Annotated in this window: 27 protein-coding genes and 1 pseudogene; 14 read left to right on the top strand and 14 right to left on the bottom strand. The window is 73.3% G+C overall.

Annotation, left to right across the window (positions count from 1 at the left end; genetic code table 11):
* Together ACIGXJ_RS33910 and ACIGXJ_RS33905 are read left to right on the top strand one after the other, a co-directional pair.
* Positions 1-213 carry a DUF4180 domain-containing protein gene (locus ACIGXJ_RS33910; RefSeq protein ID WP_399653740.1) on the top strand — a complete coding sequence of 71 codons (213 nt, stop codon included), beginning with the start codon at positions 1-3 and terminating at the stop codon, positions 211-213.
* An 86-nt stretch (positions 214-299) separates the two neighbouring features.
* Positions 300-1,214 carry an SDR family oxidoreductase gene (locus tag ACIGXJ_RS33905; RefSeq protein ID WP_399653738.1) on the top strand — a complete coding sequence of 305 codons (915 nt, stop codon included), beginning with the start codon at positions 300-302 and terminating at the stop codon, positions 1,212-1,214.
* Here the strand turns inward: ACIGXJ_RS33905 and ACIGXJ_RS33900 are convergent.
* Positions 1,205-1,744 (bottom strand): hypothetical protein, encoded by a 540-nt coding sequence (locus ACIGXJ_RS33900; RefSeq protein WP_399653735.1) that lies wholly within the window; start codon positions 1,742-1,744, stop codon positions 1,205-1,207. The two genes, ACIGXJ_RS33905 and ACIGXJ_RS33900, sit on opposite strands and share 10 nt — an antisense overlap.
* A gap of 93 nt (positions 1,745-1,837) precedes the next feature.
* On the opposite strand from ACIGXJ_RS33900, the gene ACIGXJ_RS33895 reads away from it, so the two are divergent.
* From ACIGXJ_RS33895 to ACIGXJ_RS33885, 3 genes are all read left to right on the top strand, one after another.
* Positions 1,838-3,118, top strand: a complete 1,281-nt coding sequence (locus ACIGXJ_RS33895; protein WP_399653732.1) for an MFS transporter — start codon at positions 1,838-1,840, stop codon at positions 3,116-3,118.
* 144 nt (positions 3,119-3,262) lie between these two features.
* Positions 3,263-3,958, top strand: a complete 696-nt coding sequence (locus ACIGXJ_RS33890) for a L,D-transpeptidase family protein (RefSeq protein ID WP_399653729.1) — start codon at positions 3,263-3,265, stop codon at positions 3,956-3,958.
* 86 nt (positions 3,959-4,044) lie between these two features.
* Positions 4,045-4,230 carry a hypothetical protein gene (locus ACIGXJ_RS33885; protein WP_399653726.1) on the top strand — a complete coding sequence of 62 codons (186 nt, stop codon included), beginning with the start codon at positions 4,045-4,047 and terminating at the stop codon, positions 4,228-4,230.
* 17 nt (positions 4,231-4,247) lie between these two features.
* Here the strand turns inward: ACIGXJ_RS33885 and ACIGXJ_RS33880 are convergent, their stop codons facing one another.
* Together ACIGXJ_RS33880 and ACIGXJ_RS33875 are read right to left on the bottom strand one after the other, a co-directional pair.
* Entirely contained in the window at positions 4,248-5,603 is a 1,356-nt protein-coding gene (locus ACIGXJ_RS33880; protein WP_399653724.1) for a S1 family peptidase, read from the bottom strand.
* Between the two features lie 109 nt (positions 5,604-5,712).
* Positions 5,713-6,543 carry an SAM-dependent methyltransferase gene (locus ACIGXJ_RS33875; protein WP_399653721.1) on the bottom strand — a complete coding sequence of 277 codons (831 nt, stop codon included), beginning with the start codon at positions 6,541-6,543 and terminating at the stop codon, positions 5,713-5,715.
* A gap of 208 nt (positions 6,544-6,751) precedes the next feature.
* Here ACIGXJ_RS33875 and ACIGXJ_RS33870 point away from each other — a divergent pair, with 208 nt between their 5' ends.
* Positions 6,752-7,141, top strand: coding sequence for a PPOX class F420-dependent oxidoreductase (locus ACIGXJ_RS33870; protein WP_399653718.1), 390 nt, complete (start codon positions 6,752-6,754; stop codon positions 7,139-7,141).
* Positions 7,142-7,156: 15 nt separating this feature from the next.
* Here ACIGXJ_RS33870 and ACIGXJ_RS33865 read toward each other — a convergent pair whose 3' ends face one another.
* Both ACIGXJ_RS33865 and ACIGXJ_RS33860 read right to left on the bottom strand, forming a co-directional pair.
* A complete protein-coding gene (locus ACIGXJ_RS33865; protein ID WP_399653715.1) occupies positions 7,157-7,582 on the bottom strand; it encodes a Zn-ribbon domain-containing OB-fold protein in 426 nt (141 codons plus the stop codon).
* 187 nt (positions 7,583-7,769) lie between these two features.
* Complete coding sequence (locus tag ACIGXJ_RS33860; protein ID WP_399653713.1) at positions 7,770-8,504, bottom strand: TetR family transcriptional regulator; 735 nt, start codon at positions 8,502-8,504, stop codon at positions 7,770-7,772.
* Between the two features lie 159 nt (positions 8,505-8,663).
* Here ACIGXJ_RS33860 and ACIGXJ_RS33855 point away from each other — a divergent pair, with 159 nt between their 5' ends.
* A complete protein-coding gene (locus tag ACIGXJ_RS33855; protein WP_399653712.1) occupies positions 8,664-9,500 on the top strand; it encodes a hypothetical protein in 837 nt (278 codons plus the stop codon).
* Positions 9,501-9,524: 24 nt separating this feature from the next.
* On the opposite strand, the gene ACIGXJ_RS33850 is transcribed toward ACIGXJ_RS33855, so the two are convergent.
* Positions 9,525-10,208, bottom strand: a complete 684-nt coding sequence (locus tag ACIGXJ_RS33850; RefSeq protein WP_399653710.1) for an anti-sigma factor antagonist — start codon at positions 10,206-10,208, stop codon at positions 9,525-9,527.
* Between the two features lie 150 nt (positions 10,209-10,358).
* Between ACIGXJ_RS33850 and ACIGXJ_RS33845 the strand changes: the two genes are divergently transcribed.
* Positions 10,359-10,715, top strand: a complete 357-nt coding sequence (locus tag ACIGXJ_RS33845) for a helix-turn-helix transcriptional regulator (protein WP_399653708.1) — start codon at positions 10,359-10,361, stop codon at positions 10,713-10,715.
* A 56-nt stretch (positions 10,716-10,771) separates the two neighbouring features.
* On the opposite strand, the gene ACIGXJ_RS33840 is transcribed toward ACIGXJ_RS33845, so the two are convergent.
* From ACIGXJ_RS33840 to ACIGXJ_RS33825, 4 genes are all read right to left on the bottom strand, one after another.
* A complete protein-coding gene (locus ACIGXJ_RS33840; protein ID WP_399653705.1) occupies positions 10,772-11,152 on the bottom strand; it encodes a hypothetical protein in 381 nt (126 codons plus the stop codon).
* A gap of 256 nt (positions 11,153-11,408) precedes the next feature.
* On the bottom strand, positions 11,409-12,326 hold the full coding sequence (locus ACIGXJ_RS33835; protein ID WP_399653703.1) for a MurR/RpiR family transcriptional regulator: 918 nt from the start codon (positions 12,324-12,326) through the stop codon (positions 11,409-11,411).
* A gap of 121 nt (positions 12,327-12,447) precedes the next feature.
* Positions 12,448-14,043 carry a glycosyltransferase family 39 protein gene (locus ACIGXJ_RS33830; RefSeq protein ID WP_399653701.1) on the bottom strand — a complete coding sequence of 532 codons (1,596 nt, stop codon included), beginning with the start codon at positions 14,041-14,043 and terminating at the stop codon, positions 12,448-12,450.
* An 80-nt stretch (positions 14,044-14,123) separates the two neighbouring features.
* On the bottom strand, positions 14,124-14,774 hold the full coding sequence (locus ACIGXJ_RS33825; protein ID WP_399653700.1) for a nucleoside/nucleotide kinase family protein: 651 nt from the start codon (positions 14,772-14,774) through the stop codon (positions 14,124-14,126).
* Between the two features lie 100 nt (positions 14,775-14,874).
* Here ACIGXJ_RS33825 and ACIGXJ_RS33820 point away from each other — a divergent pair, with 100 nt between their 5' ends.
* The 5 genes and pseudogenes from ACIGXJ_RS33820 to ACIGXJ_RS33800 form a co-directional block, all read left to right on the top strand.
* A complete protein-coding gene (locus ACIGXJ_RS33820) occupies positions 14,875-15,615 on the top strand; it encodes an HAD family hydrolase (protein WP_399653698.1) in 741 nt (246 codons plus the stop codon).
* The gene (locus tag ACIGXJ_RS33815; RefSeq protein WP_399653696.1) at positions 15,612-17,954 is read left to right on the top strand and encodes a glycoside hydrolase family 65 protein; all 2,343 of its coding nucleotides are present in this window, start codon (positions 15,612-15,614) and stop codon (positions 17,952-17,954) included. Before ACIGXJ_RS33820 ends, ACIGXJ_RS33815 begins: the two co-directional genes overlap by 4 nt.
* Before the next feature lie 222 nt (positions 17,955-18,176).
* Positions 18,177-19,646, top strand: coding sequence for a hypothetical protein (locus ACIGXJ_RS33810; protein WP_399653694.1), 1,470 nt, complete (start codon positions 18,177-18,179; stop codon positions 19,644-19,646).
* A gap of 121 nt (positions 19,647-19,767) precedes the next feature.
* Positions 19,768-20,748, top strand: a complete 981-nt coding sequence (locus tag ACIGXJ_RS33805) for a YbhN family protein (RefSeq protein WP_399653692.1) — start codon at positions 19,768-19,770, stop codon at positions 20,746-20,748.
* Positions 20,749-21,015: 267 nt separating this feature from the next.
* Positions 21,016-21,279: pseudogene (locus tag ACIGXJ_RS33800) on the top strand (hypothetical protein); the annotation flags it as partial.
* Here ACIGXJ_RS33800 and ACIGXJ_RS33795 read toward each other — a convergent pair.
* A complete protein-coding gene (locus ACIGXJ_RS33795) occupies positions 21,279-22,541 on the bottom strand; it encodes a glycosyltransferase (protein ID WP_399653690.1) in 1,263 nt (420 codons plus the stop codon). The pseudogene ACIGXJ_RS33800 and the gene ACIGXJ_RS33795 sit on opposite strands and share 1 nt — an antisense overlap.
* Before the next feature lie 284 nt (positions 22,542-22,825).
* Between ACIGXJ_RS33795 and ACIGXJ_RS33790 the strand changes: the two genes are divergently transcribed.
* Positions 22,826-23,443: a TOPRIM nucleotidyl transferase/hydrolase domain-containing protein gene (locus ACIGXJ_RS33790; protein WP_399653687.1), complete on the top strand. Its 618-nt coding sequence runs from the start codon at positions 22,826-22,828 to the stop codon at positions 23,441-23,443.
* A gap of 50 nt (positions 23,444-23,493) precedes the next feature.
* Here ACIGXJ_RS33790 and ACIGXJ_RS33785 read toward each other — a convergent pair whose 3' ends face one another.
* The 3 genes from ACIGXJ_RS33785 to ACIGXJ_RS33775 all read right to left on the bottom strand — a co-directional run bounded on the left by ACIGXJ_RS33785 (position 23,494) and on the right by ACIGXJ_RS33775 (position 25,320).
* Positions 23,494-23,712, bottom strand: a complete 219-nt coding sequence (locus ACIGXJ_RS33785) for a hypothetical protein (protein WP_399653684.1) — start codon at positions 23,710-23,712, stop codon at positions 23,494-23,496.
* A 137-nt stretch (positions 23,713-23,849) separates the two neighbouring features.
* Positions 23,850-24,383, bottom strand: coding sequence for a chloramphenicol phosphotransferase CPT (gene cpt / locus ACIGXJ_RS33780; RefSeq protein ID WP_399653682.1), 534 nt, complete (start codon positions 24,381-24,383; stop codon positions 23,850-23,852).
* Between the two features lie 46 nt (positions 24,384-24,429).
* The gene (locus ACIGXJ_RS33775) at positions 24,430-25,320 is read right to left on the bottom strand and encodes a Gfo/Idh/MocA family protein (RefSeq protein WP_399653679.1); all 891 of its coding nucleotides are present in this window, start codon (positions 25,318-25,320) and stop codon (positions 24,430-24,432) included.
* Positions 25,321-25,530 lie beyond the last annotated feature (210 nt).

The raw sequence follows: 25,530 nt of genomic DNA, 5'->3' as shown, positions 1-25,530 counted from the left end.
ATGATCTTCCGGCTGCGCACGGGTGTCGCGGGCGCGATGGTGCAGAAGTTCGTCACCTACCGGGTGCGGCTGGCCGTCGTCGGGGACGTGTCCCGGCAGGCCGCCGAGAGCGGCGCGCTGCGCGACTTCCTGCGCGAGACGAACGAGGGCGGGCACCTCTGGTTCGTGCCGGGCTACGACGAACTGGGGGAGAAGCTGCGCGCGGCCGGGTGAACCCGCCCCGAAAGGCGACAGAAGATGTCCGGTTTCCCCGGCACTCTCGGACCGACACGCAGGTGACACGAGGTCGGGAGCCGGACATGGACAAGCCGTTGCGGGACAAGGTGGCGCTCGTCGCCGGGGCGACCCGGGGCGCGGGCCGCGGGATCGCCGTCGAACTGGGAGCGGCGGGCGCCACCGTGTACGTCACCGGGCGCACGACCCGTGAGCGCCGCTCCGAGTACGACCGCCCCGAGACCATCGAGGACACCGCCGACCTGGTCACCCGGGCGGGCGGCGTGGGCGTCGCCGTACCCACCGACCACCTCGAACCCGCCCGGGTGCGGGCCCTGGTGGAGCGGATCGACGCCGAGCAGGGGCGCCTGGACGTGCTGGTGAACGACATCTGGGGCGGCGAGCACCTCTTCGCCTGGGAGGCGCCCGTCTGGGAGCACGACCTCGACAAGGGGCTCAGGCTGCTCCGGCTGGCGGTCGAGACGCACGCGATCACCAGCCATCACGCGCTGCCCCTGCTGCTGCGCCGGCCCGGCGGGCTGGTCGTGGAGATGACCGACGGCACCGCCGAGTACAACGCCGCCACCTACCGCAACTCCTTCTTCTACGACCTCGCCAAGGCGTCCGTCCTGCGCATGGGCTTCTCCCTCGGCCATGAGCTCGGCCCGCACGGGGCGACCGCGGTCGCGCTGACGCCGGGCTGGCTGCGCTCGGAGATGATGCTGGAGCACTTCGGCGTCACCGAGGACACCTGGCGCGACGCGCTGGAGAAGGTCCCGCACTTCGCCATCTCCGAGACCCCGCGCTATGTCGGCCGGGCCGTCGCCGCGCTCGCCTCCGACCCGGACGTGGCCCGCTTCAACGGACAGTCCCTGTCCAGCGGCGGCCTGGCACAGGTGTACGGCTTCACCGACCTCGACGGCAGCCGTCCCGACGCATGGCGGTACCTGGTGGAGGTCGCGGACCGGGGCGGGCCCGCCGACACCACCGGCTACCGCTGATCCCCGGCCACCGGCACCGACCAGCGGGCCGGGTGCCCGGGCGGCAGCGCCAGATCCTCGCGTACGGCGCCGTAGTAGGCCTGCCGGGCGGCCCGCTGCCGCTCCAGCAGCCGCTGCCAGGCCTCCGGGTCCCGGGTCCCGGCCCGCAGGAAGGTCTCCATCTCCATCACCGCGACGACCCACTCCCGTGCCCGCTCCACCACCTCCGCGCTGCCGAGCATGAGCAGCGCCTCACCGACCGGGTCCCGGCCGGCCGTGGCCTCGGTCAGCAGCGGCTCGGCCTCCTGCGGGGCGAGCGGGTGCGGATGCGGGTCGTTGCCGAGATGCGCGGCCACCCGATAGGTGAGGGTGACCGTCCGCTTCACCGCCTGCGCGTAGTCCGAGTACACCGCGAGCCGCCGCTCCTCCCACCGCGCGTCCCGCTCGCGCCGGAAGCGGGCGCTGTCGCTGCGGACGACCGCCAGGTAGGAGCCGAGGGCGCCGATCACGACACCGAGGAGGGCGGGGAGTTGCTGAAGGAACACGGACATGGCACGCACCGTACCAACTCGGTAGCACTGCTTAAGGGTTGGTGTTGATTCTTTTCACTTGTCCTGTGAAGTGCGGTCGGGCAGCGTGCTGCTGTGCCCAACGACAAACGAGCCTCCTCGCCCTGGCGCGTCCGTGACTTCCGTACGCTCTTCACCGCCACCACCCTCAGCCAACTCGGCGCCGACGTCGGCTATGTGGCCGTCCCCCTGGTCGCCGTCGCCGCACTCGACGCGAGCCCCGGCCAGGTCGGCGCGCTGGCCGCGCTCAGCACCCTGGCGTTCCTGCTCGTCGGACTGCCCGCCGGTGCCTGGGTGGACCGCATGCACCACCGCCGCGTCCTGATCGGCGCCGACCTGGCCCGCGCCGTCCTGGGCGCCTCCGTGCCGATCGCCTGGTGGCTCGACGCGCTCACCCTGGGTCAGCTCTACGCCGTCGTGCTGCTGACCGGCTGCGCCACCGTGTTCTTCGACGTCGGCTCGCAGAGCACGCTGCCCCAACTGGTGGACCGGGAGGCGCTGGTGGGAGCCAACGCCGCCGTGGTCAGCCTGCAGGCGGCGAGCAACATCGCCGGACGCGGCGCGGGCGGCGGCCTGGTGCAGCTCCTGACCGCGCCCGTCGCCGTGCTGTTCAGCTCGCTAGCCTATCTCGCCTCCGCCCTGCGCCTGACCGCTATCGGCGCACGGCAGAAGCTCCCCGCGCGGGCCGGCGGGCCGCGACTGCGGGCGCAGATCGCCGAGGGGCTGCGGCATGTCCTCGGCGACCCGGAACTGCGTGCCCTCGCCCTCGCCGCCGCCCTCACCAACTTCGGCGCGCAGATGGTGAACACCATGCTGCCGCTGCTGTTCGTCCGCGAACTCGGCCTGTCCGCGGGCGCCCTGGGTCTGTTCTGGGCCGTGGGAGGTCTCGGTGTCCTGCTCGGTGCCCGCTGCGCCCGCCCGCTCGCCGCGCGGCTCGGCCACGGCCGCACCCTGGTGCTCAGCGGCGTGCTCCTCGCCCCGGCGGCGCTGCTGGTACCGCTCGTCGGAGGCGGGCCCTGGCTCTGGCCGGCCGGGCTGGGCTGGGTGCTGACCATGGCCAAGATCGGCACGGCGAACGTCCTCGGGGTGAGCCTGCGCCAGCGGATGACGCCCGACCCTCTGCTCGGCCGTATGAACGCCACCTTCCGGTTCATGCTCACCGGGGCGGTCGCCGTCGGTTCGGCCGTGGCCGGGCTGCTCGGCGAACTGTCCGGGGTCACCGCGACGCTGTGGGCGGGTGCCGCGGTGCTGGCGGTCTCTTTCCTGCCCCTGCTGCTGTCGCCGGTACGCTCGCGTCGCGAACTGCCCCGGCGGCAGCCGGAGGGGCCGGCGGTCACCGAGACGGCGCGGGCCTGAGAGAGTGAGCACGCCGATGCCGTAATGTCACCGTTTCGTCGCGAAGCGCGCGAGGGTGCAACCCCGGCCGTCCGATGCGGGTCTAGTGGGCAGAGGCGCACGGTTCGGGTGCAGCACAGGGGAACTACCGGAGGGTGAGAGCTCATGGGGGACATACGCAGACGGGCAGCCGCCGTCGCCGGGACCGGCGCGCTGATGGTGCCGCTGGCGCTCGGACTGGGGGCCGCGCCCGCACAGGCGGCGGGCTGCACCACGTCGACCGGCCCGTACCAGAAGCAGGTCGAGAAGTTCCTCGGCCTGACCGTCGACGGCCGGCAGTCGCCGACCGACTGCCAGAAGATCAAGGCATTCCAGGACAAGCACGGCATCAAGCCGAACATCGGCTACGCCGGGCCCGTCACCTGGGGTGTGATGGACCTCATGCTCAAGCAGAGGGCCGTCGGGAGCAATCCCAACCGGGACGGCCGGTGCCCCACCAACAAGGGCCGGATCGCCTGTGTGAATCTCACGCTCCAGCTCAGCTGGATCCAGGACGGCAGCCGCCTGGTGTACGGCCCGGTCCCGGTGCGCACCGGCCGCGACGGCTACGAGACCCGCACCGGGCTGAAGAAGATCTACTGGCGTGACATCGACCACGTCTCGAGCATCTACAACGTGCCGATGCCGTACAGCCAGTTCTTCGACGGCGGCCAGGCGTTCCACTCGGTCAACCTCAGCATGTGGAACCCGCCCGGCTCGCACGGCTGCGTCAACATGACCACCACCACGGCCAAGAAGTACTGGTCACTGCTGAGGAACGGCGACGACGTGTACGTGTACGGCCGCAAGCCGGGCACCTGACCGGCCCGTTGGACGTGATCAGCAACACGGTCTGTTATGTCCGTTTTGCACGTCATTACTCACACGGCCTTCACCTCCGGAGCCGTATGCTTCACAGCATGTCCACCACTGTTGAACCCGTCTCCGAGAGATCGGCCGCGGAGGTCAACGAGGAGATCCGGGCGCTGTGGCGCCGGTCGGGCGGGACACTGACCATCGAGCAGCGCGAGGAGTACCAGCGGCTCGTGATGGAGTGGGCCGCCGTGGCCACGCAGCAGGTACGGGCGGCCTGAGAGCCGCTCGGTCTCAGTCAGCCCCAGGTCGCCGAGTAATGACTCCGATAGGCCTTGCGGTCCTGTTCCGCGCGGATGTACCGCGTGGCCACCAGGGCCACAAGGCTTCCCGCGACGATCAACAACCCCGGACCCGTGTTCCTCGGGTCCGTCAGCCTCGACAGCAGCGTCGACGCCTGGTCCCCGCCCACCGGGGCCGATGACCCCGGTGAGGCGTCCCCGGGCGCCAGGGCGCTCTGCGGGGCCGAGGCCGACGGCGCCGGTACGGTCCCACCGGCCGGCGCCACCAGCCGTACGCCGAGCTCCTGCAACGCCTTCGTCACCGGCTGGAAGAACGTCGTACCGCCCACCGCGCAGTCCCCGCTGCCGCCCGAGGTGATGCCGAGCGCGATGCCCTCGGAGAACAGCGGCCCCCCGCTGTCCCCGGGTTCGGCGCACACATCCGTTTCGATCAGCCCGCTGACGCTGCCCTCCGGGTAGTTGACGGTCACGTCGACCGCGCGGACGACCCCGTCGTGCAGTCCGCTGGTGCTGCCGCTGCGGAACACCCGCTGGCCCACGGAAGGGTCGGCCGCCCCGGTGATCCGTACGCCCCGCCCGCCGCCGAGGTCCACCACGTCGGCGCCGTCGCCGGCCCGGCCGCCCGTGTAACCCACCAGCGAGAAGTCCGACCCGGGGAAGTCGCCGCGTACGGTCCTGCCCACCTCGCGGCGGGCCGCGGAGTCGGCGAACCACACCGAGCCGGCCGGACCGCAGTGCCCCGCGGTGAGGATGAAGTCGGAGCGGCCGTCGGTGACGTTGAATCCCGCCGAGCAGCGGCCCGCGGTCGACAGGATCGGCTGCGCGCCGTTCAGGCGGGTGGTGAAGGTGCCCTGCGTGCGCTCCATGCGCACCGGGGCGTCCAGGTCGTCCGCGAGCGCGGTCAGCCGCGCCCAGTCCGCGGGGGAGACCGTGCGGTCGGCGCGGAGCACCACCTCGTTGGACCGGTAGTCCACCGCCCAGGCCGTGCCGGGCACCCGCGGCGCCGCCCGCAGGGCCGTGGTCGCCGACCGCAGCTCGCCCAGACTGTGCGGGACGACCTCGGGGGTGGCGCCCGCACGGCGCACCTCGGCGGCCGCCCCGGCATCGGTGACCGCGACGACCGGCCGCCCGTCGGCGCCGATCCAGCTGCCGCCCGTCCGTGCCTCGCCCAGCCGGGCCACCAGGTCCGCCCCGGGCGACACGGCTGCCGACGCGGTCCCGCGCGGCGCGGCGGGCGGCCCGGACGGCTCGTCCGCCACCGCGCGGCCGACCATGGTGCCTCCCAGAAGGAGGCCGCCGACGGCCGCGAGCCGTGTCACCCGGCGGACGATCCGTCGTCGTGCGTGCCCCATGCATGGCTCCCGAACGTCAAGGACGCGGCACCCGCGCCGCGGGGCGCTGCCGCAGTCGAGCGCCCACTGTCCATACGCGGCGCGCCGCCGGGGCGTTCAGCCGGGGGCGTCACGCCTTGCGGGCCACCCCGCCGAACATCGCGACCTCCTCCGGCTCCGCGCCGTTGGTGTGCTCGGGGCGCCAGCGCGAGCAGGACACCACGCCGGGCTCCAGCAGATCGAGGCCGTCGAAGAAGCGGGCCACGTCCTCGGGCGCGCGCTGGGTGAGCTTCGGGGTGCCGTGCTCGTTCCAGAACTTCACGGCCTCGTCCACGTCCGGCATCGCCGGGTGGGTGACGGTGTGCGACAGCACCAGGTGGCTGCCCGAGGGCAGCGCGTCGGTCAGCCGGCGCACGAGGCCGTAGGGGTCCTCCTCGTCGCCGATGAAGATGACCACGCCGAGCAGCATCAGCCCGACCGGCTGTGTGAAGTCCAGCGTCTTGGCGGCGTGTTCGAGGATGGTGTCCACATTGCGGAGGTCCTCGTCGAGGTAGTCGGTGCGGCCCTCCTCGGTGCTGGTGAGCAACGCGCGGGCGTGCGCCAGGACCAGCGGGTCGTTGTCGACGTACACGATCCGCGCGTCCGGGGCGTACCGCTGGGCCACCTCGTGGGTGTTGTCCGCGGTGGGCAGCCCCGTGCCGATGTCGAGGAACTGGCGAATGCCCACCTCCGTCACCAGATGCCGCACGGCCCGTCCCAGGAACAGCCGGTCGGCGCGCGCGTACTCCCCGATGCCCGGGTGCAGTTGGCGGATCTGGTCACCGGCGGCACGGTCGACCTCGTAGTTGTCCTTGCCGCCCAGCCAGTAGTTCCAGATACGGGCGGTGTGCGGCTGGGTGGTGACGATACGGGCGCGCAGCTCCTCCGCGGTCGGCTCGGCGGCCGGCGGGTTCTCGGTCACGGGATCAGCTCCTGGTTGCCGGGGCGTTCGGGGTGGCAACGAGCAATTTAGACCGCCGAGTTGATCTACGCGGCCGGAGCGGCGATTTCCGCGGTCCTTCCCGCTTCCACGGCCCCCTTCCTCGCTCCCGCTTCCCGTCCCCGCTTCCGCGGCCTGTCCCGGCTCTCGCAGCCCCTCCCCGCCTCCGCGGCCCGCCTAGACTGCGGGCATGGACACCACCACGCTGGACCGGCTCGCCGAGGGCAAGTACGTACTGATCACCAGCTACCGCAGGAACGGTACGGCGGTGGCCACGCCGGTGTGGGTCGTACGGGACGACGACGCGCTCGGGGTGTGGACGGCGGCCGACTCCTACAAGGTGAAGCGGATCCGCAACCGCGCCGATGTGCTGGTCGGGCCCTGTGATGTGCGGGGCAATCCCACGGGCGAGCAGGTGCCGGGCACGGCGGAGGTCTGCGACGAGGCGACCAGTGCGCGGTACCGGGCGCTGATCGCGCGCAAGTACGGCGTGGTCGGGCGGCTCACTCTGCTCGGCAGCCGCCTGCGGCGCGGCACCCGGGGGACCGTCGGGATCCGGGTGGCGCTCAAGTCCGACTGAGGGCACCCGCCCCGCTCAGGTCCAGGCGCGGTACGGCTCGTCGACCAGCTGGAAGACGGGCTCGCCGCGGACCGGGTCCTTGGCGGTGGACAGCCGTACGCGGTCGCCGCTGTGGATGCCGATCGGCGGGCCCATGACGCGGCCGCGGATCACGAAGCCCTCCGCCATCTCGATGAGCGACACATTGCGCGCGGCAGGGGTGTTGCGGTGCACGACCGTGGAGTGGCGGACCGTGCCCACGCCCTCGCTGCGCTCGGTACGCAGATCGCTGCCCTGGCACACCGGACACAGCAGCCGGTGGTACATCGCGGTGCCGCACCAGGTGCAGCGCTGGAAGAGGATGGTCTCGGCCTCCCCGGCGCGGCCCGCGGGCCGGTGGTCGAGGACGCCAGCCGCGGAGCCGGTTGCCTGCTGAGCGAAGCTTCCTGAGTGGTGGTACACGCTGCAACTCCCTGCGCTCGGCCGGAAACACGCACGCGGCAGGCCGCGCACGCCTGTGCGCGGTCGCCCGTGCCACCGTGCACGCCGTCAGCGTATGGCACTCAGTGCCACCCGTAAAGGCACTGCGTACCCCCAATTTGCGGCGAACCCCGCCGCGACAGGCTCCGCGCCGCGGGGGCTGCGGTCCTCACTCCCGGGCCAGCGTCGTCTCGATCTCCTGGACCACCCGCCACAGCGGAGCACCCCGCCGTGACACCACGACCACCACGTCGTCCTCCGGACACTCAGGGACCGGCCGGACCGGCCCGGTGCCGAACGCGGACTGCACCAGCCCCAGCGCGTGGTCGACGGCGGCCTCCGGATCGCTCTTGCCGTCCGAACGCAGCCAGGAGCGCAGGGCGTTGTTGTGCGCCGCGACCACCGCGGCCGCGATGACGTCGGCCCGCAGCGTCCCGTCCCGCAGGTCCCGCAGCCGCCGCCGGAGATAGTCGGCGAGGGCCCGCTCGTAGCGCCACACCACCGACAGCTCGTACGCGCGCAGTCCCGGCACCTGCTTGGTGAGCAGGTAGCGCTGCACGGAGAAGTCGGGGTTCTCGGCGTACATCCGCAGCACCAGCCGGGCCGCGTCGCACACCCGGCGCACCGGTTCCTCGGTGCCGTCGCCGGCGGCCAGGAAGGCGGTCATGTCGGTCAGGCACCGCTCGTGGTCGGGGAAGACCACGTCCTCCTTGGACGGGAAGTAGCGGAAGAAGGACCGCCGGCCCACCCCGGCGAGCGCCACGATGTCGTCCACCGTCGTCTGTTCGTAGCCCCGCTCGAGGAACAGCCGGAACGCCGCCGCGACGAGGGCGTCCCTCATGGGCGGCTTCACGGCCGACTCGGACTTCTCGCCGCGCCGCGGCGCCGTACTGCTGGAGCTCATGGAGGAAGCGTATGGCACTCAGTGCGCTCACAACAGGGAACTCAGTGCCCTCTGGTGTCACGCCCATAGCTGCCACCTGCGCGAATGCCCGCCGCGCCGCCCCAGTACCCTGACCGAGGCCCGGCGACCGGACCGGGCGCGCACCACCGAGGAGACCCGATGCCCGACGCCCGGCCCCGTCTGCTGTACGTCACCGACCTGGCCTACGAGGCGCGCGGGCGGCGCTACTGCGACGAGGACATCCGGCTCACCTCCCGGCTGCGCGCTGACTTCGACCTGGCGCTGTGCCACCCCCGCGACGCGGCCGCCCTGATGGGCGCCTTCGACGCGGTCGTCGTCCGCAACAGCGGCCCCGTCCTCGCGTACCGGGCCGCCTACGACGACTTCCGCGAGCGCGCCCTGCGCGAGGGGGTCCGGGTCTACAACCCGCTCACGGGGAAGGCCGACATGGCGGGCAAGCAGTATCTGCTGGACCTCACCGCCGAAGGGCACCCGGTGATCCCCACCGTGGACAGCGCGGCCGGCCTGGACCGGCTGCCGCCCGCCGAGCGGTACGTGGTCAAGCCGAAGCTCGGCGCCGACTCCATCGGCCTGCGGATCGTGTCCGCCGACGCGGCGGGCGACCTGGCCGGCCTGTGCGACGGCACCGTCCTGGTGCAGCCGCACATCGACTTCGCGTACGAGGTGTCCTTCTACTTCGTCGACCACGGCTTCCAGTACGCGCTGCACGCGCCCGACCCCGCCCGGCGCTGGGAGCTCGTGCCCTACGAGCCCACCGCCGAGGACCTGGACTTCGCGCGCGGCTTCGTCGCCTGGAACGGCCTGGAGCACGGCGTCCAGCGCGTGGACGCCTGCCGGGCGCCCGGCGGCGAGTTGCTGCTGGTGGAGCTGGAGGACCTCAACCCGTATCTCTCCCTGGACGCCCTTCCGCGGGAGCGCCAGGGGGCGTTCACCACGGCGTTCATTGCGTCGTTGCACCGCTTCCTGGCTGCGTAGGACCCGCGCAGGGCCTCCGGTCGGTCAGGGGCCGGAACCCACCCGGGCCACCGCGGCGGCGACCTCCCGCTGCACGGCCTCGGGCGGCGGCTCGCCCTGGACGGCCGCCACCAGGTGTTCGGCGAGGCGGTGCAGCTTGGTGTTGGTGTTCTGCGAGCTGTGCACCAGCACCTCCCACGCCTGGTCCGGGCTCAGTCCGAAGGTCGCCATCAGCACCCCGCGGGCCAGGTCGATGGTCGGCCGGGTGCGCATCGCCCGGCGCAGCTGCACCACCTCGGCGCCCAGGTCGGGCCCGCCGTCCTGCTCGGCGTCGGAGGTGAACAGCGGCTGGGTCCCGGTCAGTTCGAGCAGCCGCTCGACCATGCGCCCGGCCGCCCGCACGGTGATGGTCTTGCCGTCGGAGAGGGCCTGTCTGCGCACCCGCAGCAGGGCGTTGAGACCGGAGCAGTCGCAGAAGTCCACGCCGCTGAGGTCCAGGTCGAGGCCGGAGACCGAGTCCTCCAGGGCGCGGGAGAGGAGTTCCTTGAGCTCGTGGTCGACATCGAGACACAACTCGCCGCGCACCTCGACGACCAGCCGGTCACCGTCGGCGCGGGTGTCGACGGTGAGCTGCTCCGGCCGGTGTTCGGGGAGCGGCTCGTCGTCCGCTCCCGTCCCGGCCGTCACCACGTCGTTGGCTGAGGACGCCGAATACGCGGGTTCGGGCATTGCGGCCTCTCCCTCGGGCTCGTTCTCCGCTGCGGACTCCTGCCTTCCCCTGCCCTTCAAGGCTCACCTCGACACCAGAACACGTCAAGGGATACACGAAATTTGATTCGCGCTTTGGTTTGCGGGAATGTTCGGTCGTATGCTGGCCCCATGGGTGGAGTGCCTGAGCCGCATACAGGATGGACGTTCCTCACCAATCACGCGCGCGTGCTGGCCGCCATCGCGGACGATCACACCGCTCGGATCCGTGACATCGCGGCCCACTGCCGTCTCACCGAACGTGCGGTGCAGAAGATCATCGCGGACCTGGAGGACGCCGGATACCTCTCCCATCGGCGGGAGGGGCGCGGCAACACGTACCGCATCGACCCGGGGATGGTGCTGCGTCATCCGGCGGAGGCGGGTCTGGGTCTGACGGTGGCGGCCCTGCTGTCGCTGCTCGTCCGGGACGAGGCCGACCGTGCCGCGCGCCCCGTGGGCCCTGGGGTCGCCCCGGCCGACTTCTGAGGTGCGGGCCCTCCGGGGCCTGCCTGACGATTCCCGCCTGCGCCGCGACGCCTGCCCTAGCGCCCGGCGGTGCGGCCGGCCAGCGCCTCGCTGACCGCGCGGACGCTGCGCGCGATGTGCTGCAGCTGCATGACCTCGGCGGCGTACATCTTGATGGTGTGCTCGATGACCGACTCCGGCAGGCCGAGCCGCGGCAGGTCGGCGCGGGCCGTCTGCAGCGCGGTGCGGGCGACCCGGATCTCCTGCTGGACCTGGATCTGCGCGTGGCGGGCCAGCAGCACCGGGTGGCGCATCAGCGCCGGGTAGCTGGCGTAGCGGGCGGGCACCAGTTCGCGCAGCCACTTCGCGGCCGAGCGCTCCCAGTCGTAGCTGCCGGGGGACTTCACCTGGCAGGGCCAGTCCGGGCTCGTGCGCATGGTCGTCAGGGGCATGATCATCGCTTCCGGGTCGTGCGGCGTCGTGGGGACCTCGACGGGTTCGTGGGCGGTCCCGGCCTAGGGGATGACCGGGGCCGCCCACGGGGGCTCGCGCTCGCGATGCCCGACCGAACAGCCCGGGGGTCGTCGCGGGTAGGGAGACGACGGCCCGGGCGTCCGCTGCAGTATTTATATATACCGCCGGGTATGCAATACGCATGAAAAAATTCATGCCGGGTTTGGGCGTGAACAGCCCTCAAAGCGCCAAGAGTGACCCTCAGTCCTTGAGGAAGAATTGATGTTGCTCGGAGATCTGCTCGTACTCCTCGAGCCGCGCGTGCGTGCGCTCCGGGTCGGCGTCCGTCATGGCCTGGAGCAGCGCGGCGGCCATCAGACCCGGCGCCGCGTAGGAGTCGAACACCAGCCGTGAGCCCGTCCCGGTGGCGAAGGTGACGTCCGCCTCGTCGGCCAGCGGTCCCAGCGCCAGGTCCGTGATCAGCGCGACCCGCAGCCCCGCCCGGCGCGCCACCCGGATCGCCGACAGCGTCTCCTGGGCGTGCCGCGGCATGGAGAACGCCAGCACCCAGCTGCCGCCGGCCTCGCGCGACTGCAACAGCGCGTCGTAGGCGACGCTGCCGCCGAGCGTGACCAGCCGTACGTCCGGGTGGATACGGCGGGCGGCGTAGGCGAAGTACTCGGCGAGCGAGGCGGAGATGCGCAGGCCCAGGACGGTCAGCGGTGTCGACTCCGACAGTCTGCGGCCGGTGTCGACGACCTGGGCCGGGTCGGCGAAGTCACGGCGCAGGTTCTCCAGGTTCTCGATCTCGGCGTCGACCGCGGACTGCAGTTCGTTGCCGCTCTCCTCCGAGACGCCGGGCCCGCCGATGGTGCCGAGGGCGATCGTCTGGAGCCGCTCCCGCAGCGCGGGATAGCCGCTGAAGCCGACCGCCGCAGCGAACCGGGTGACCGACGGCTGGCTCACGCCCACCCGGTCGGCGAGGTCGGTGATCGACAGGAACGCGGCCTCGGTGAGGTGGTCGATCAGGTACTGCGCGATCCGGCGCTGGCCGGGCGACAGCCGTGGTCTGTCGAACAGTGTCCTCAGCTGTGAGGCGGGTGCGGCCTCGACCTCCGCGACCGCCTTCTGCGAGGTGATCGCGGACGCCTGTGCACGTGCCTGCTGCGGCGATGGCACCGGTGTGCCTCCTTTGTTGCCCACGGACGTTCAACATAGCTCACCGACCGTGCTGACCAGGGCCGCGTCGGTGATCTTCAACGCCCGTAGACCGGGTCCCCCACGTCTGCGGAGGGTGTCCTCAGCGGCGGTAGACCGTGATGGAGTGGCCGACGTCCTCGACCGGCCTGCTTTCGGCGAGCAGTTCCGCCAGCCGGCCCCGCGCCTTGGCCGCGGCCGAGTCGGACACCACCAGCAGCCCGTGCACCCGGCTCGCCGGCACCCGGCGCGGGTCCGCCGCCTCGATGCCGTAGTAGGCCGGCACCCCGCTGCCCTTGTACACCAGCCACACCCGCTGCCCGGGCCAGCGTGTCCGCAGCCGCTCCGCGAGCCGCCCCAGGTCCTGACCCCAGTCGACGTTGGAGTCGTGCAACCGGTACCGGGTGCGCTCCGGACCGCCGAACGCCTCGTTGGAGTAGGGCAGATAGAAGGGGTACGCCCGCGCCGAGCTCACCGCCACGCACAGCACGAGTCCCGCCGCCGCGGCGGGCGCCCACCGCCACCGCGCCGCGAGCAGCCCGGCCGCGGCGACCGCCAGGAACATCGGCAGGAACACCGCGTACCGCGTCCCGAAGTCCCGGGAGCCCTGCATCGCCGCCGCGAGCAGCACGGCGGCCGGCAGCAGCACGTACGGCGCGGCCGGGCGCAGCCGCCGTACGGCCACACACGCCACCGCGCCGGCCGCCCACAGCGCGAGCATGCCCAGCGGGGTCTTCACCAGCAGCGCGGCCGGCAGGTAGTACCACTTCGAGCCGGTGTAGAGGTGCCCGAACAGAAAGCCCTGCCAGGGCCGGTTCTCCAGCGCGAACTGCATCCGCATCCCGTCCCGGAACGGCTCCGGCAGCGGCAGCAGCCCCACCAGCGCCCCGCGCAACCCCCGCACATCGGGCACCTGCTCCGGCGCCCACCGCAGCCGCGGGTCCACCACCAGATACGCCGCCCATACGACGGCCAGCGCCACCAGCGCCACAACTCCCGCCCCGGCGGCCGCTCTTGCGTGCGACCCCGGCCGGGTCCTCCGTACGGACACCACGGCCAGGGCGAGCAGCACCGGCACCGCCGCCAGCGTGTTCATCCGTGTGGCCACCGCCGCCCCGAGCGCCGCGCCCGCGAGCGGCAGATACAGCCACGGCCCGCGGCGGGCCCGCCAGACCAGCCAGACGGAGGTCAGCAGGAAGGCGGCCGCCGGCACGTCCAGCGTGGCCAGCGAGCCGTGCGCGATGACGTCGGGGGAGAAGGAGTACAGCGCGAGCGCCGTCAACCCGCCCGCGAGGCCGATGAGTTCACGGGCGAAGGCGAACACCACCAGACCGCACAGCAGCGTCAGCGCGATCACCGGCAGCCGGGCGTACAGCATCACGCGCCAGGGGTCGTTGCCCGACTCGTACAGCAACCGGCGCCCCAGCAGCCCCTGGTCGGCGGGCAGCGGCGGCTCCAGGCGGGGCGCGGCGAACGCGGCACCGGCGCCGATCAGCAGCTTGCCCAGCGGCGGGTGTTCGGGGTTCCAGCGCAGGGAGTGCTCACGCCACTGGGCCACGGCCGTGCCCACGTACACCGGTTCGTCGATGGTCGGGGTCTGCCGCAGAGCCGTGGTCACCGTCGCCACCGCCATCTGCGCCAGCAGCAGCACCACGGCGACCCCCACCGCCCACCGCCCGAGAACCGTCCGCCGTGCCATGCCCCCACCTTCGCACCGGTCGCCGTACGCGGACCGCAACCGCCGCATGCGTGTACGGCCCGCGACGGCGGTCCGTTCAGCTACGGCGCGGGCATCGCCGTCACCGGCACCACCAGGTCCGCGCGGTGCCGGGTCCCGGCCACGAGGTCCGCGTTGCGCCGGTCGGTGCCCAGCACCCAGGCCACCGCCTCCTCATGGGCCTTGCCGAACTCCTCGTGCCGGGCCACCAGCCGGCCGGTCCGCTCGCTCTCCGGCAGCTCGCAGAACCACACCTCGTCCAGCTCGGCCCGCACCCGCGCCCAGGCACCCGTCTCCAGCAGCAGGTAGTTGCCCTCCGTCACCACCAGCCGCGCCGAGGGCGGCACGGGCACCGCGCCCGCCAGCGGCTGCTCCAGCACCCGCTCGAAACCGGGCGCGTACACGATGTCCGGGCCGTCCGCCTCCGCCCGCAGCCGGTGCAGCAGCGCGGCGTACCCGGCCGCGTCGAAGGTGTCCGGGGCGCCCTTGCGGTCGCGGCGGCCCAGCCGGTCCAGTTCCGCGTCGGCCAGGTGGAAGCCGTCCATCGGGACGTGCGCCACCCACGGTTCACCGTCCGCGTTCAGCGCCCGCACCAGACGCTCGGCCAGGGTCGTCTTGCCCGTTCCGGGCGCGCCCGCGATGCCCAGCAGGGCGCGGCGCCCGCCGCCGAGGGCGCGGGCACGGGCGAGCAGGTCGTCGAAGGTCACAGCCACACGCACGAGTGTCTCAGCCGGTTCGCCGACGTCCGGAAGTACATCCGCTGTGACGTATGTCGTCCACTTGTCCCGGCCGTTCCGGGGAACGATGACTGGCATGACGGATCTCGGTCTGCCCGAAGGCATCCAGGCCTGCCTGTTCGACCTCGACGGTGTCGTCACCAAGACGGCCGCCGTGCACGCGGCCGCCTGGAAGGAGATGTTCGACGCGTTCCTGCGCGAACGCGAGGGCCCCGCCTTCCGGCCGTTCGACGCCGTCGAGGAGTACGACGAGTACGTGGACGGACGCCCCCGCGCCGACGGCGTGCGCACCTTCCTCGCCGCCCGGGGCATCGAACTGCCCGAGGGCACACCCGACGACCCACCGGACGCGGTCACCGTCCACGGCCTCGGCAACCGCAAGAACGTACTGCTCCTGGAGAAGATCCGCACCGGAGGCGTCGAGGCCTACGACGGCACCCTGCGCTACATCGAGGCCGCCCGCGCCACGGGGATGCGCACCGCGATCGTGTCCTCCAGCGCCAACTGCCGTGACGTGCTGCGCGCCATCGGCGCCGAGCACCTGTTCGACGTCCGGGTGGACGGGGTCGTGGCCGCCGAACGCGGACTGCCCGGCAAGCCGAACCCGGACACCTTCCTCGCCGCCGCCCGCGACCTCGGCCTGGAGGCGAAGCAGGCGGCCGTCTTCGAGGACGCGCTGGCCGGCATGGACGCCGGCCGCTCCGGCGGCTTCGGCTATGTCGTCGGCATCGACCGCGTCGGGCAGACCGACGCCCTCTACAAGCACGGCGCGGACGTCGTCGTGCGGGACCTGGCCGAACTGGGAGGCAAGGCGTGATCACCCAACGCTCGTACGCCGTCGAGCCGTGGACCGTCCGCGAGACGTCCCTCAGCCTCGACGTCCTCGCACAGAGCGAGTCCGTGTTCGCGCTGTCCAACGGCCACGTCGGCTGGCGCGGCAACCTCGACGAGGGAGAGCCGCACGGCCTGCCCGGCTCCTACCTCAACGGCGTCCACGAGGTGCACCCGCTGCCGTACGCGGAGGCGGGCTACGGCTACCCCGAGTCCGGGCAGACCGTCATCAACGTCACCAACGGCAAGGTGCTGCGGCTCCTCGTCGACGACGAGCCCTTCGACCTGCGCTACGGCCGGCTCGTCTCCCACGAGCGCACGCTGGACCTGCGCCGCGGCACCCTCACGCGGGTGTGCGAGTGGACCTCCCCGGCCGGCTCCACCGTCCGGGTGCGCTCCACCCGCCTGGTCTCCCTCACCCAGCGGGCCGTCGCCGCCGTCTCCTACGAGGTGGAGCCGGTCGGAGCCACCGCCCGGGTGGTCATCCAGTCCGAGCTGGTCGCCAACGAGTCCCTGCCCGGCTCCAACGGCGACCCGCGCACCGCCGTCACCCTGAAGTCGCCGCTGGAGCCCGAGGAGGACTTCGCCTCCGGCTCCCGGCTGCGGCTGGTGCACCGCACCCGCAACAGCGGCCTGCGGGTCGCCGTCGCCGCCGACCATGTCGTCACCGGTCCCGAGGGCACCACCACCGACCGCGAGAGCAACGAGGACGTGGCCCGGCTGACCGTCACCTCCGTGCTGGAGCCCGGACAGACCCTGCGCGTGGAGAAGTTCGTCGCCCACGGCTGGTCCGGCACCCGCTCCCGCCCGGCGATGAGCGACCAGGTCGACGCCGCGCTCGCCGCCGCCCGGCACAGCGGCTGGGAGGGCCTGCTGCAGGACCAGCGGGACTTCCTGGACGACTTCTGGGCCCGCGCCGACGTCGAGGTCGACGGTGACGAGGAGATCCAGCAGGCCGTCCGCTTCGCCCTCTTCCACGTCCTGCAGGCCGGCGCCCGCGCCGAGCAGCGCGCCATCCCCGCCAAGGGCCTGACCGGCTCCGGCTACGACGGGCACGCCTTCTGGGACACCGAGACGTTCGTGCTGCCGCTGCTCACCTACACCTCGCCCGACGCGGTCGCCGAGGCCCTGCGCTGGCGGCAGAACACCCTGCCCGCCGCCCGCGAGCGCGCCGCCCAGCTCGGCCTGCGCGGCGCCGCCTTCCCCTGGCGGACCATCGCCGGCTCGGAGGGCTCGGCGTACTGGCCCGCCGGCACGGCCGCCTTCCACGTCAACGCCGACATCGCCGACGCGGTGGTCCGCTACGTCGACGCCACCGGCGACACCGACTTCGAGCGCGAGACCGGCGTCGAGCTGCTGGTGGAGACGGCCCGGCTGTGGCGCTCGCTCGGGCACCACGACCCGCACGGCGTGTTCCACATCGACGGCGTCACCGGCCCCGACGAGTACAGCGCCGTCGCCGACGACAACACGTACACCAACCTCATGGCCCGCGCGAACCTGCTCGCCGCCGCCGAGGTCGTCGCCCGCCACCCCAAGCAGGCCGCGCTGCTCGGCGTGGACGACGAGGAGAGCGCCTCCTGGCGGGAGGCCGCCGCGGCCGTGCACATCCCGTACAACCGCGAGCTCGGCGTCCACGAGCAGCACGCGGGCTTCACCCGCTACCAGCGCTGGGACTTCGACAACACCGGCCCCGAGCAGTACCCGCTGCTGCTGAACTTCCCGTACTTCGACCTCTACCGCAAGCAGGTCGTCAAGCAGGCCGACCTGGTCCTCGCGATGTACACCTGCCCCGACCACTTCGACGAGGAGCACATCGCCCGCAACTTCGCCTACTACGAGCCGCTGACCGTCCGCGACTCCTCCCTGTCGGCCTGCTGCCAGGCCGTCATCGCCGCCCAGGCGGGCCATCTGCAGCTCGCCTACGACTACACCACCGAAGCGGCGCTGATGGACCTGCAGGACCTGGAGCACAACACCCGCGACGGACTGCACATCGCCTCCCTCGCCGGCACCTGGATGGCGCTCGTCGCCGGGTTCGGCGGCCTGCGCCGGGACGCCGACGGGCTGCGGTTCGCACCCCGTCTGCCCGAGCGGTTCAGCCGCCTCGCCTTCAGCCTCCAGCTCCTCGGCCGCCGGCTGCGCGTGGAGATCACCCAGGAGAAGGCGAGCTACACCCTGCTGTCCGGGCAGCCGCTGCGCATCCGCCACCACGGCGAGGTCCTCACCGTCGGCAGCGACGGGCCCGCGGTCCGCACGGTCCCCGTCCCGGCCGTACGCCCGGCCCCGGAGCAGCCCCGGCACCGCCGCCCCAACGTCCGCTGAGCGGCCGCGGCCGCATCCCCCGACCGGACCCCGCGGCCCCCCCACCAGGCCCCGCGAACCCGCCCCACCGGGTACGCGGGGCCTTCGCATGGCTGGATTCCATCGGGCAGTTGGCCGTACGGCGATCTGCAGCGGCCTGCACAGTGGGTTACTTTTTGCTTGTTTTCCCACATCCGTCCGAACAGCGATGAGCCGTGCGCACCATCGGGGAGGGGCCGACCGATGGCCGACACCGCGACCGCCACCCGCACCACCCGCACCGAAACCGTACGCCTGGCGAGACCGGGCGCGACCGCACTGGTCGCCGCCGCCTTCGTGCTGGTCCAACTGCTGTTCGTACCACCCCGGATGGGACTCGGCTGGGACGAGATCGTCTACGTCAGCCAGGTCGGCGACCACGCCCCCGCGGCCTTCTTCAGCGCACCCCGCGCCCGCGGCGTGCCCCTGCTGGCGGCGCCGATCGCCTCCTGGACGTCCTCCACCGAACTGCTGCGGATCTACTTCGCCGTCCTCGCCGCGCTCGGCCTGTACCTGGCCCTGCGCGTGTGGCGGGGGCTGTTCCCCGAACGCGTCCTGGCCACAGCGGGTGCCCTCTTCGCCACCCTGTGGGTGACCCTCTTCTACGGCCCGCAGGCCATGCCCAACTACTGGGTCGCGATCGGCGCCCTGATCTGCGCCGGCTGCGTGCTGCGGGTCCGCGCGGGCCGGCCGGGCGGACCCGCGCTGTGGGGAGTCGCGGGCAGCGCCGCGCTGATGGCGCTGATGCGGCCGACGGACGCCGTGTGGGTGACCCTGCCGCTGCTCGTCCTCCTCCTGGCCGTGCGTCACCGGCGGCTGCTCGCCGCGCTGCTGGTGGGCCTCGCGGCCGGCGCCGCCGAGTGGGTGATCGAGGCGTACGTCAGCTACGGCGGCCTCACCGAGCGTCTCGACGAGGCATCCCGCATCCAGGGCGGCCTCGGCTGGAACGTCGCCGTGGGCGACCAGTTGCGCAGCCTCACCGGGCGCGCCCTGTGCCGGCCCTGCACCGGCGACCTGCCCAACCCGCTGATCGTCCTGTGGTGGTTCGCGCTGCCCGTGCTGGCCGCGCTCGGCCTGTGGCTCGCCGTCCGTGCCCGCCGCACCGAACGCACCCTCGTCCCGCTGGCCTGCGGCCTCACCGCGGGCATCCCGTACCTGTTCCTGATCGGCTACGCGGCGCCCCGCTTCCTGCTGCCGTTCTACGCCCTCCTCGCCCTCCCCGTCGCCGACGCGCTGTGGCACCTGGTGCGCCGGCCGGGCGGCAACTGGCGGCCGGCCGCCGCGGCGCTGGTCGCCGTCGGACTCGCCGGGCACCTGGCCGTGCAGGGGGCCGTGCTCCACAGCGTGGTCGGGCGGACCGTCGACGCCCGCGACAACTGGGCGCGCACCGGCGACGAACTGCACCGGCTCGGCGTGCAACCGCCCTGCCTGGTCACCGGATTCGAGTCCATCCCGCTCGGCTACTACACCGGCTGCGCCTCGGGCAACACCATCGGCCACAACGCCAACACCACCAAGGCGGCCGTCCTGGCGGAGACCCGCCGCCGTCCCGTCGCCACCGTCGCCCGCACCGGCAGCACCCCGCCCGGCTACGCCCGCTCCTGGCCCCGCCACCGCTTCGGCGGCTTCGACCTCTACGTCGCCCCGGCGGCACGGGGGAGCGGAGACGGATGAGCGGGAAAGCCGTATGACAGGGCAGCCGTGCGCCGGCGGTACTCCGCCGGTGCGGGGGCAGCCGGAGGACAGGACGGTCGTACGCCGTGGGTGTCCGAGTGGTTCGGGAGGGCGGAACTGGATGAGCACACAGGAGTCCACCACCACGGTCGACATCACCACCGTCGACACCAGCACCGCGGCCCCTGTCCGCAGACGCGCCTACTGGCACACCGCCGGGTCCCTCGCCGTCGTCCTCGCCGCCGGCTTCCTCGCCCACCGGCACTGGCCGGTGCTGGAGAGCGGCATGGCGCGGCTGGCCGTCGCCGACCGGGGCTGGCTGCTGTCGGGCGCCGCGGCGACGCTGCTCACCTGGGGGTGCTCGGCGCTCGCCCAGCAGGGCGCGGTGGCCGAGCCGCTGCCCGGCCGGCGGCTGGTGGCCGTGCAGTTCGCCGCGTCGGCCGCCAACCATGTGCTGCCCGCGGGCGTCGGGGCCGGCGCCGTCAACGTGCGCTTCCTGATGCGCTGCGGCATCCCGGCCGCCCGCGCGGCGACCGCACTCGCGGTGAAGGCCGCCGCGAGCGCGCTGGTGCGGGGCGTTCTGATCGCCGCGCTGGCCCTCACCTGTCCGGGCGTGCTCCAGGTGCCGCGCATCCCGCCGGCGGGACCGGCCGCCTTGCTGGCCGTGGCCGTCGTCGTCGCGCTGCTGCTGCGCAGCCCCCTCGGCCCGCGCTGCCGCGGGGCCTTCGCGGCGGTCCGCGCCGACATCCGCCGGGTGCACGCCCGGCCCGCCCGGGCCGCTGCCCTCTGGGGCGGCTCGCTGGCCTTCGCGCTGCTGCACGCGGTCGTGCTGATCGCGGTCACCCAGGCCATCGCCCTGCCGCTGCCCCCGGCCCGGGTCGCCCTGCTGTACCTCGCCGCGAGCAGCGCGGCGGCCCTGCTGCCCACACCCGGCGGGCTCGGCTCGCTGGACGCCGTGCTCGCCCTCGCCCTCACCGCGGCCGGGACCCCGGCCGGCGCGGCCGCCACCGCCGTCCTCGGCTACCGCATCCTGACGGTCTGGCTGCCGCTGATCCCGGGCCTGCTGGTGCTGGGGTGGCTGGTACGGCGCCGGGCGCTGTGATCCCCGGCCCGGCAGGAGACCGGGGACCTCACCCGCGAGAGGGCCGCCCGACGCCACACCCGCCCGGACGGACCTCATGCCGCCCCGTGACGGAGCGGGCCGAAGATCCGCACCGCGGCCGCCACGGCCTGTGACCCGCCCCTCCGACCTGTGACGCAGGAGACGTACGAGGCCGTCCGAGGTTACGGACCCTGTCACGGGAAACGCGGAGAGGGACGCCGGGAACGGCCCGGCGTCCCCAGCCCAGTCGTGAGGGAGGCAGCAGCCATGGCGAGTGAACAGGGTGAGCCCCAGCCGATGGCCGACGACGCCTATCAGCCCACCGGTGACAACGAGGAACAGGAGGACGCGGCCCCGCTGGACCCCGAGGACACCCTGGACGAACCCACCTACGACGAGACCCTGGACCGGGGCTACTCCCCGCCCGAGCGGCCCCTCGGTGTCACCAAGCACGGCACCACGGCCGCCGAGCAGCGCGAGGGCGAGAGCCTCGACGAGCGCCTGGCCCAGGAGAGGCCCGAACGGGACGCCTAGGACCTGCCGTTCGGACCATGTCGGCGTCCCGGGGTCTGGCACGCAAGGCCCTGGCCGGCCGCGTCGAGCAGCATCCGCGCGGCCACCGTCGTCCCGTCGGTGCGGACGGCCGCGGCCACGGCCCGGGCCCGGTCTCGGGTGTCGGGGGCGAGGGCCGTGGTCAGGGCGGCCGACAGGGAGTCGACGGTCGGGACCGGGCCGTCGTGGGCCGCGCCGATCCCGAGGTCGGCGACCCGGCCCGCCCAGTACGGCTGGTCCACGATCTGCGGCACCACCACCTGGGGCGCCCCGGCCCGGGCGGCCGTCGTCGTGGTGCCCGCTCCGCCGTGGTGCACGACGGCGGCCACCCGGCCGAACAGCGCCTGATGGCTGACCTCGGCGACGGCGAAGCAGTCGTCCCGGCCGTCGACCGGGCCCAGGCCGGCCCAGCCGCGCCCGAGCAGGACGCGCCGGCCGTGCGCGCGGACCGCCTCGACGGCCACCTCCGCCGCCCCGGTCGCGCCCCGCAGGGGCATGCTGCCGAAGCCCACGTACACGGGCGGTTCGCCCGCGTCCAGGAACCTCTCCAGGTCCGCCGGGAGCGGGCGTTCGTCCGGCAGGATCCACGCGCCGGTCTGTACGACGTCCAGCGGGCCGCGGCTCTCCCACGGGCACAGGAGCGGGTCCGCCGCCAGCCATGGCCGGTCGGTGAAGACGTGGTCGCGGGTGTCGGCCACCGGCGGCAGTCCGAGGGCCGCCCGGTGCGCGTTGTGCGCCTCGCCGTACAGCGCGTTCACCTTCTCGGCGTCCAGGTCCCACAGCGCCTCGTTGTCGGTGACCTCCGGCGGGAACGGCCGGCCGGGACGCTGCGGCGGGGCGTGGTGCGGCGAGGGCAGTTCGACGGGCTGGAAGGTGGCGTACACATAGCGGATGCCGAGCTTCTCGGCGACCGACCGGGTGCCGGCCGGCATCAGTCCGCTCGCCATCACCACGTCACAGCCCTCGGCCGCCGCGGCGAGCGTGGTGAACCGCCCGGCGACCAGCTCCGGCGCGAGCCGGAAGGGGTCCGCCGGGGTCGGCTGCGGACGGGTCACCAGGGCCCGTACCGACGGACCCAACGGCACGTGCTCCACCCCGACCTGGGCCAGCAGGTCCGCGAACTCCCCGTCCGGCGGGGCGCACACCCGTACGTCCGCCCCCAACTCCCGCAGCCGCGCCGCGAGTGCGGCCAGCGGTTCGACGTCTCCACGTGACCCGAAGGTCGACAACAGCACACGCACTCGATGACTCTCCCCGTTTTCGCAGGTGGCGAAGGTGAGCGCTCATCCTGGGCCGTGACCGGGGCCTTGCCGCAAGCCCCCCTGTGCGCTATACGTTGAGAGTGGCGAGGAGTCGGTTCTCCTCGCCTCCGCTGTTTCCGGGCCGCTTTCCGGAGCGTTTCGCGGGTCGATTTCCCGGGCGCGTTCCCGAGGGCCGTCGCAGCACGGCGAATCGTTCCCGACGGCCGTCGCAGCACGGCGAATATCGCGTGCGGTGCGGCCGGCCGGCGATGCAGACTCGCTGCATGGCGGACATACAGGCGTTCCGGGACGCGGTCACCGACTGGGCGAGCGGCGGTTCCGGCGAGGCCGCGGGGGAACTGGCCGGGCAGCTGGGCGTGCGGACGGCGGTACTGCTGGAGGGGCTGAGCGATCTCGCGGCCGTCGAGGCGCTGGCGGCGGCACACGGCCGGGACCTCGCCGACGAGGGTGTGTGCGCCGTGTCGATGGGCGGGGCGATGAACGTCGGCCGCTACACCCAGCTGCTCGGGCCGCCCGGACTCGGACTGCGCCTGACGGGCCTGTGCGACGAGCGCGAGCAGCCCTACTACGACCGCGCCCTGACGCGCGTCGGCGCGCCGCACGAGGGCTTCTTCGTGTGCGTGCGCGACCTCGAGGACGAGCTCATCCGCGCACTGGGCACGGCGAAGGTCGAGGAGATCGTCCGGGAGGAGGGCGATCTGCGCGCCTGGCAGACCTTCCTGCACCAGCCCGCGCAGCACGGCAGGCCCCGGCATCTGCAGCTGCGGCGCTTCCTCGGCACGAAGAAGGGCCGCAAGATCCGCTACGGCCGCCTGCTGGTGGAGGCCCTCGGCCCGGGGGAGGTGCCGGCCCCGCTCGACGATCTCCTCGCGAGCCTGTGACCGCCGCCGTCGAGGGCGGTCACAGGCTCGCGCACTGCGTCAGCGCTGCCTCAGGGCAGCAGCTTGTCGAGGGCTGCGGGACCCTCCTGCGCCAGCTTCCGCTTCGCCCACTCCAGGTTTCCCGGAGTGAGGTCCTTGCCCGAGGCGAGGACGATGTCTTCCGCCGACACATCGGCGCCGGTACGGGTGTGGAGGAGGTTGTCCGGAGTGGCGCGGTCCGGACTCCAGGACGCCTCGGGCTGGGAAGCTTCGGGCTGTGAAGTAGACATGATCGGTGCTCCTCCGGTCAGGGAGTGTGCTGCGGCCCCGCAGAGTCATCGGGTCCACTAACACCATTCAACGCCTCGGCCCGGAATGCATCCGGAGCGGGCCCCCGCCCGGCACCGGGTTCCACGGACCCGGACGTTCAGCGCACCCGGGCCGCGATCGTCCGCGCGCACTCCACGGACTCGGTGTGCGCGGTGTCGATCTCCAGGTCGTACGTCACCCCGCGATGGACCAGCTCGGCCTGCTGTCCGGCCATGCCGACGACACGGTCGCCGCGCGCCAGCTCGCGGCCCGCCGCCACCTCGGGGGCGCAGCGCACGCCGACCCACAGCACCTCCAGGTCCCTCAGCGCCTTCTGCCAGCGGCGCTGGGAGTCGGCACCGCCGAGGAACACGTCGTCGAGGATCACCCGGGCCCCGGCCCGGACCATCGCGGCCACGCCCTCCAGCCAGGCCGCCTCCAGCGCCATGAACGCGGCGCCCACGGAGACCGTGCCGTCGGCGGCGATGTCGAGCCCGGCGTCGGAGTCCCGCAGCGCGGCGGGCAGGGCGTCGACGAAGGTGTCGACGCTCAGCGCGAGCCAGGGATCCGGCAGCACGGCCTGCAGACAGCGCACGATGCCGGTCTTGCCGGAGCTGGAACCGCCGTTGAGAAAGATCACTTGAGTTGCCACCGCGCCACGGTAGAAGCGCGCGCCGAACGCTCCAAGCGGATTTCGCTCAGCCCTGCTCGGCGTTGAGCAGCACCTCCGCCTCGGCGAGGATCTCCGTGACCCGCAGCCCGAACGCGGCGTCGCACGGATGCGGGCGGCCCGTACGGGCGGCGGCCAGCAGGGCGTCGGCGGCACGGCACAGCGCGGGCACCGGTCCGTCGCCGCCGCTCGGCAGCCGGGCGACCCCGGCCGCGCCGCGCAGCTCCACTTCGGCGCCGGCCGCCGCGGGCGGGGCGGTGAGGCTGAGGGTGAGCGAGCTGAACGCGCCGCCCTCGTGCTCGACGACCAGATGGGCCGTGTCCCCGGGGCCGTGCGCCGCGGCCGCAACCCGCACCGCGTCGCCGAGCACCGGCAGCAGCACCGACAGGGCGTGCGGGCCCACGTCCCACAGCGCTCCCTTCTCCCGCCGCCAGGGGGAGTGGGCGAACGGGCTGTCGCCGCCGCTGAACACCGACCCGAGCCACTGCGCCCGCGCGGTGAACCAGCCCTCCTCGGCGGCCTGTTCCGTGATCCAGGTGGCGGCCGCGGTCTGGAACCGGGTCGTGAAGAACACGACCGACGCCACCTGCGCCTCCCGCGCCGCCTCGGCCACGGCCCGCGCCTGCGCGACCGTGGCGGCCAGCGGCTTGTCGAGCAGCAGATGGCGTCCCGCCCGGGCCGCGCGCACGGCGAGGTCGGCCTGCACACCCGGCGGCAGGGCCACCGCGACGGCGTCCACGTCGTCGAGGAGCGCGTCGGCGTCGTCGTACGCGCGCGTCCCGTGCCGGCCGGCCAGCTCCTTGGCGGCGTCCGGGCGGCGCCCCCACACGCCCGTGAACTCCAGCTGGGGGTGTGCCTCCAGGGCGGGCGCGTGGGCCATCTGCGCCCAGGGGCCGGTGCCGAGCAGTCCGATGCGCATACCGCCGCCTCTCCACGGTGCCGAGCGGGGACCGGCGGCCTGGCCGCCGGTTCGCAGGTGAGCGTGCCACACGCCCCGGCCGCAGGCCCAGCCCCCGGACGTGGGCGTCCTGGGGGCGCAACGACGCACGACCGGTGATTTCACCGGTGGCGGCGGACGCGGGGGCGCGGACAGTGACACACGTCCGCCGACGCGTACATGCCCACTGGC

It is taken from the genome of Streptomyces sp. NPDC053367 (assembly GCF_044545925.1).
GTDB lineage: Bacteria > Actinomycetota > Actinomycetes > Streptomycetales > Streptomycetaceae > Streptomyces.
Note: the sequence above shows the minus strand (reverse complement) of the source record. Positions and strands in the feature narration are given on the sequence as shown.

Bases quoted from the DNA above. Each gene is read 5' to 3' on its own strand.
- ACIGXJ_RS33850 (WP_399653710.1), bottom strand. From the start codon at position 10,208: ATGCCCGAACCCGCGTATTCGGCGTCCTCAGCCAACGACGTGGTGACG.
- ACIGXJ_RS33810 (WP_399653694.1), top strand. From the start codon at position 18,177: ATGGCCGACACCGCGACCGCCACCCGCACCACCCGCACCGAAACCGTA.
- ACIGXJ_RS33860 (WP_399653713.1), bottom strand. From the start codon at position 8,504: ATGAGCTCCAGCAGTACGGCGCCGCGGCGCGGCGAGAAGTCCGAGTCG.
- ACIGXJ_RS33855 (WP_399653712.1), top strand. From the start codon at position 8,664: ATGCCCGACGCCCGGCCCCGTCTGCTGTACGTCACCGACCTGGCCTAC.
- ACIGXJ_RS33890 (WP_399653729.1), top strand. From the start codon at position 3,263: ATGGGGGACATACGCAGACGGGCAGCCGCCGTCGCCGGGACCGGCGCG.
- ACIGXJ_RS33830 (WP_399653701.1), bottom strand. From the start codon at position 14,043: ATGGCACGGCGGACGGTTCTCGGGCGGTGGGCGGTGGGGGTCGCCGTG.
- ACIGXJ_RS33885 (WP_399653726.1), top strand. From the start codon at position 4,045: ATGCTTCACAGCATGTCCACCACTGTTGAACCCGTCTCCGAGAGATCG.
- ACIGXJ_RS33870 (WP_399653718.1), top strand. From the start codon at position 6,752: ATGGACACCACCACGCTGGACCGGCTCGCCGAGGGCAAGTACGTACTG.
- ACIGXJ_RS33845 (WP_399653708.1), top strand. From the start codon at position 10,359: ATGGGTGGAGTGCCTGAGCCGCATACAGGATGGACGTTCCTCACCAAT.
- ACIGXJ_RS33905 (WP_399653738.1), top strand. From the start codon at position 300: ATGGACAAGCCGTTGCGGGACAAGGTGGCGCTCGTCGCCGGGGCGACC.
- ACIGXJ_RS33775 (WP_399653679.1), bottom strand. From the start codon at position 25,320: ATGCGCATCGGACTGCTCGGCACCGGCCCCTGGGCGCAGATGGCCCAC.
- ACIGXJ_RS33820 (WP_399653698.1), top strand. From the start codon at position 14,875: ATGACGGATCTCGGTCTGCCCGAAGGCATCCAGGCCTGCCTGTTCGAC.
- ACIGXJ_RS33805 (WP_399653692.1), top strand. From the start codon at position 19,768: ATGAGCACACAGGAGTCCACCACCACGGTCGACATCACCACCGTCGAC.
- ACIGXJ_RS33840 (WP_399653705.1), bottom strand. From the start codon at position 11,152: ATGATCATGCCCCTGACGACCATGCGCACGAGCCCGGACTGGCCCTGC.
- ACIGXJ_RS33900 (WP_399653735.1), bottom strand. From the start codon at position 1,744: ATGTCCGTGTTCCTTCAGCAACTCCCCGCCCTCCTCGGTGTCGTGATC.
- ACIGXJ_RS33785 (WP_399653684.1), bottom strand. From the start codon at position 23,712: ATGTCTACTTCACAGCCCGAAGCTTCCCAGCCCGAGGCGTCCTGGAGT.
- ACIGXJ_RS33910 (WP_399653740.1), top strand. From the start codon at position 1: ATGATCTTCCGGCTGCGCACGGGTGTCGCGGGCGCGATGGTGCAGAAG.
- ACIGXJ_RS33790 (WP_399653687.1), top strand. From the start codon at position 22,826: ATGGCGGACATACAGGCGTTCCGGGACGCGGTCACCGACTGGGCGAGC.
- ACIGXJ_RS33880 (WP_399653724.1), bottom strand. From the start codon at position 5,603: ATGGGGCACGCACGACGACGGATCGTCCGCCGGGTGACACGGCTCGCG.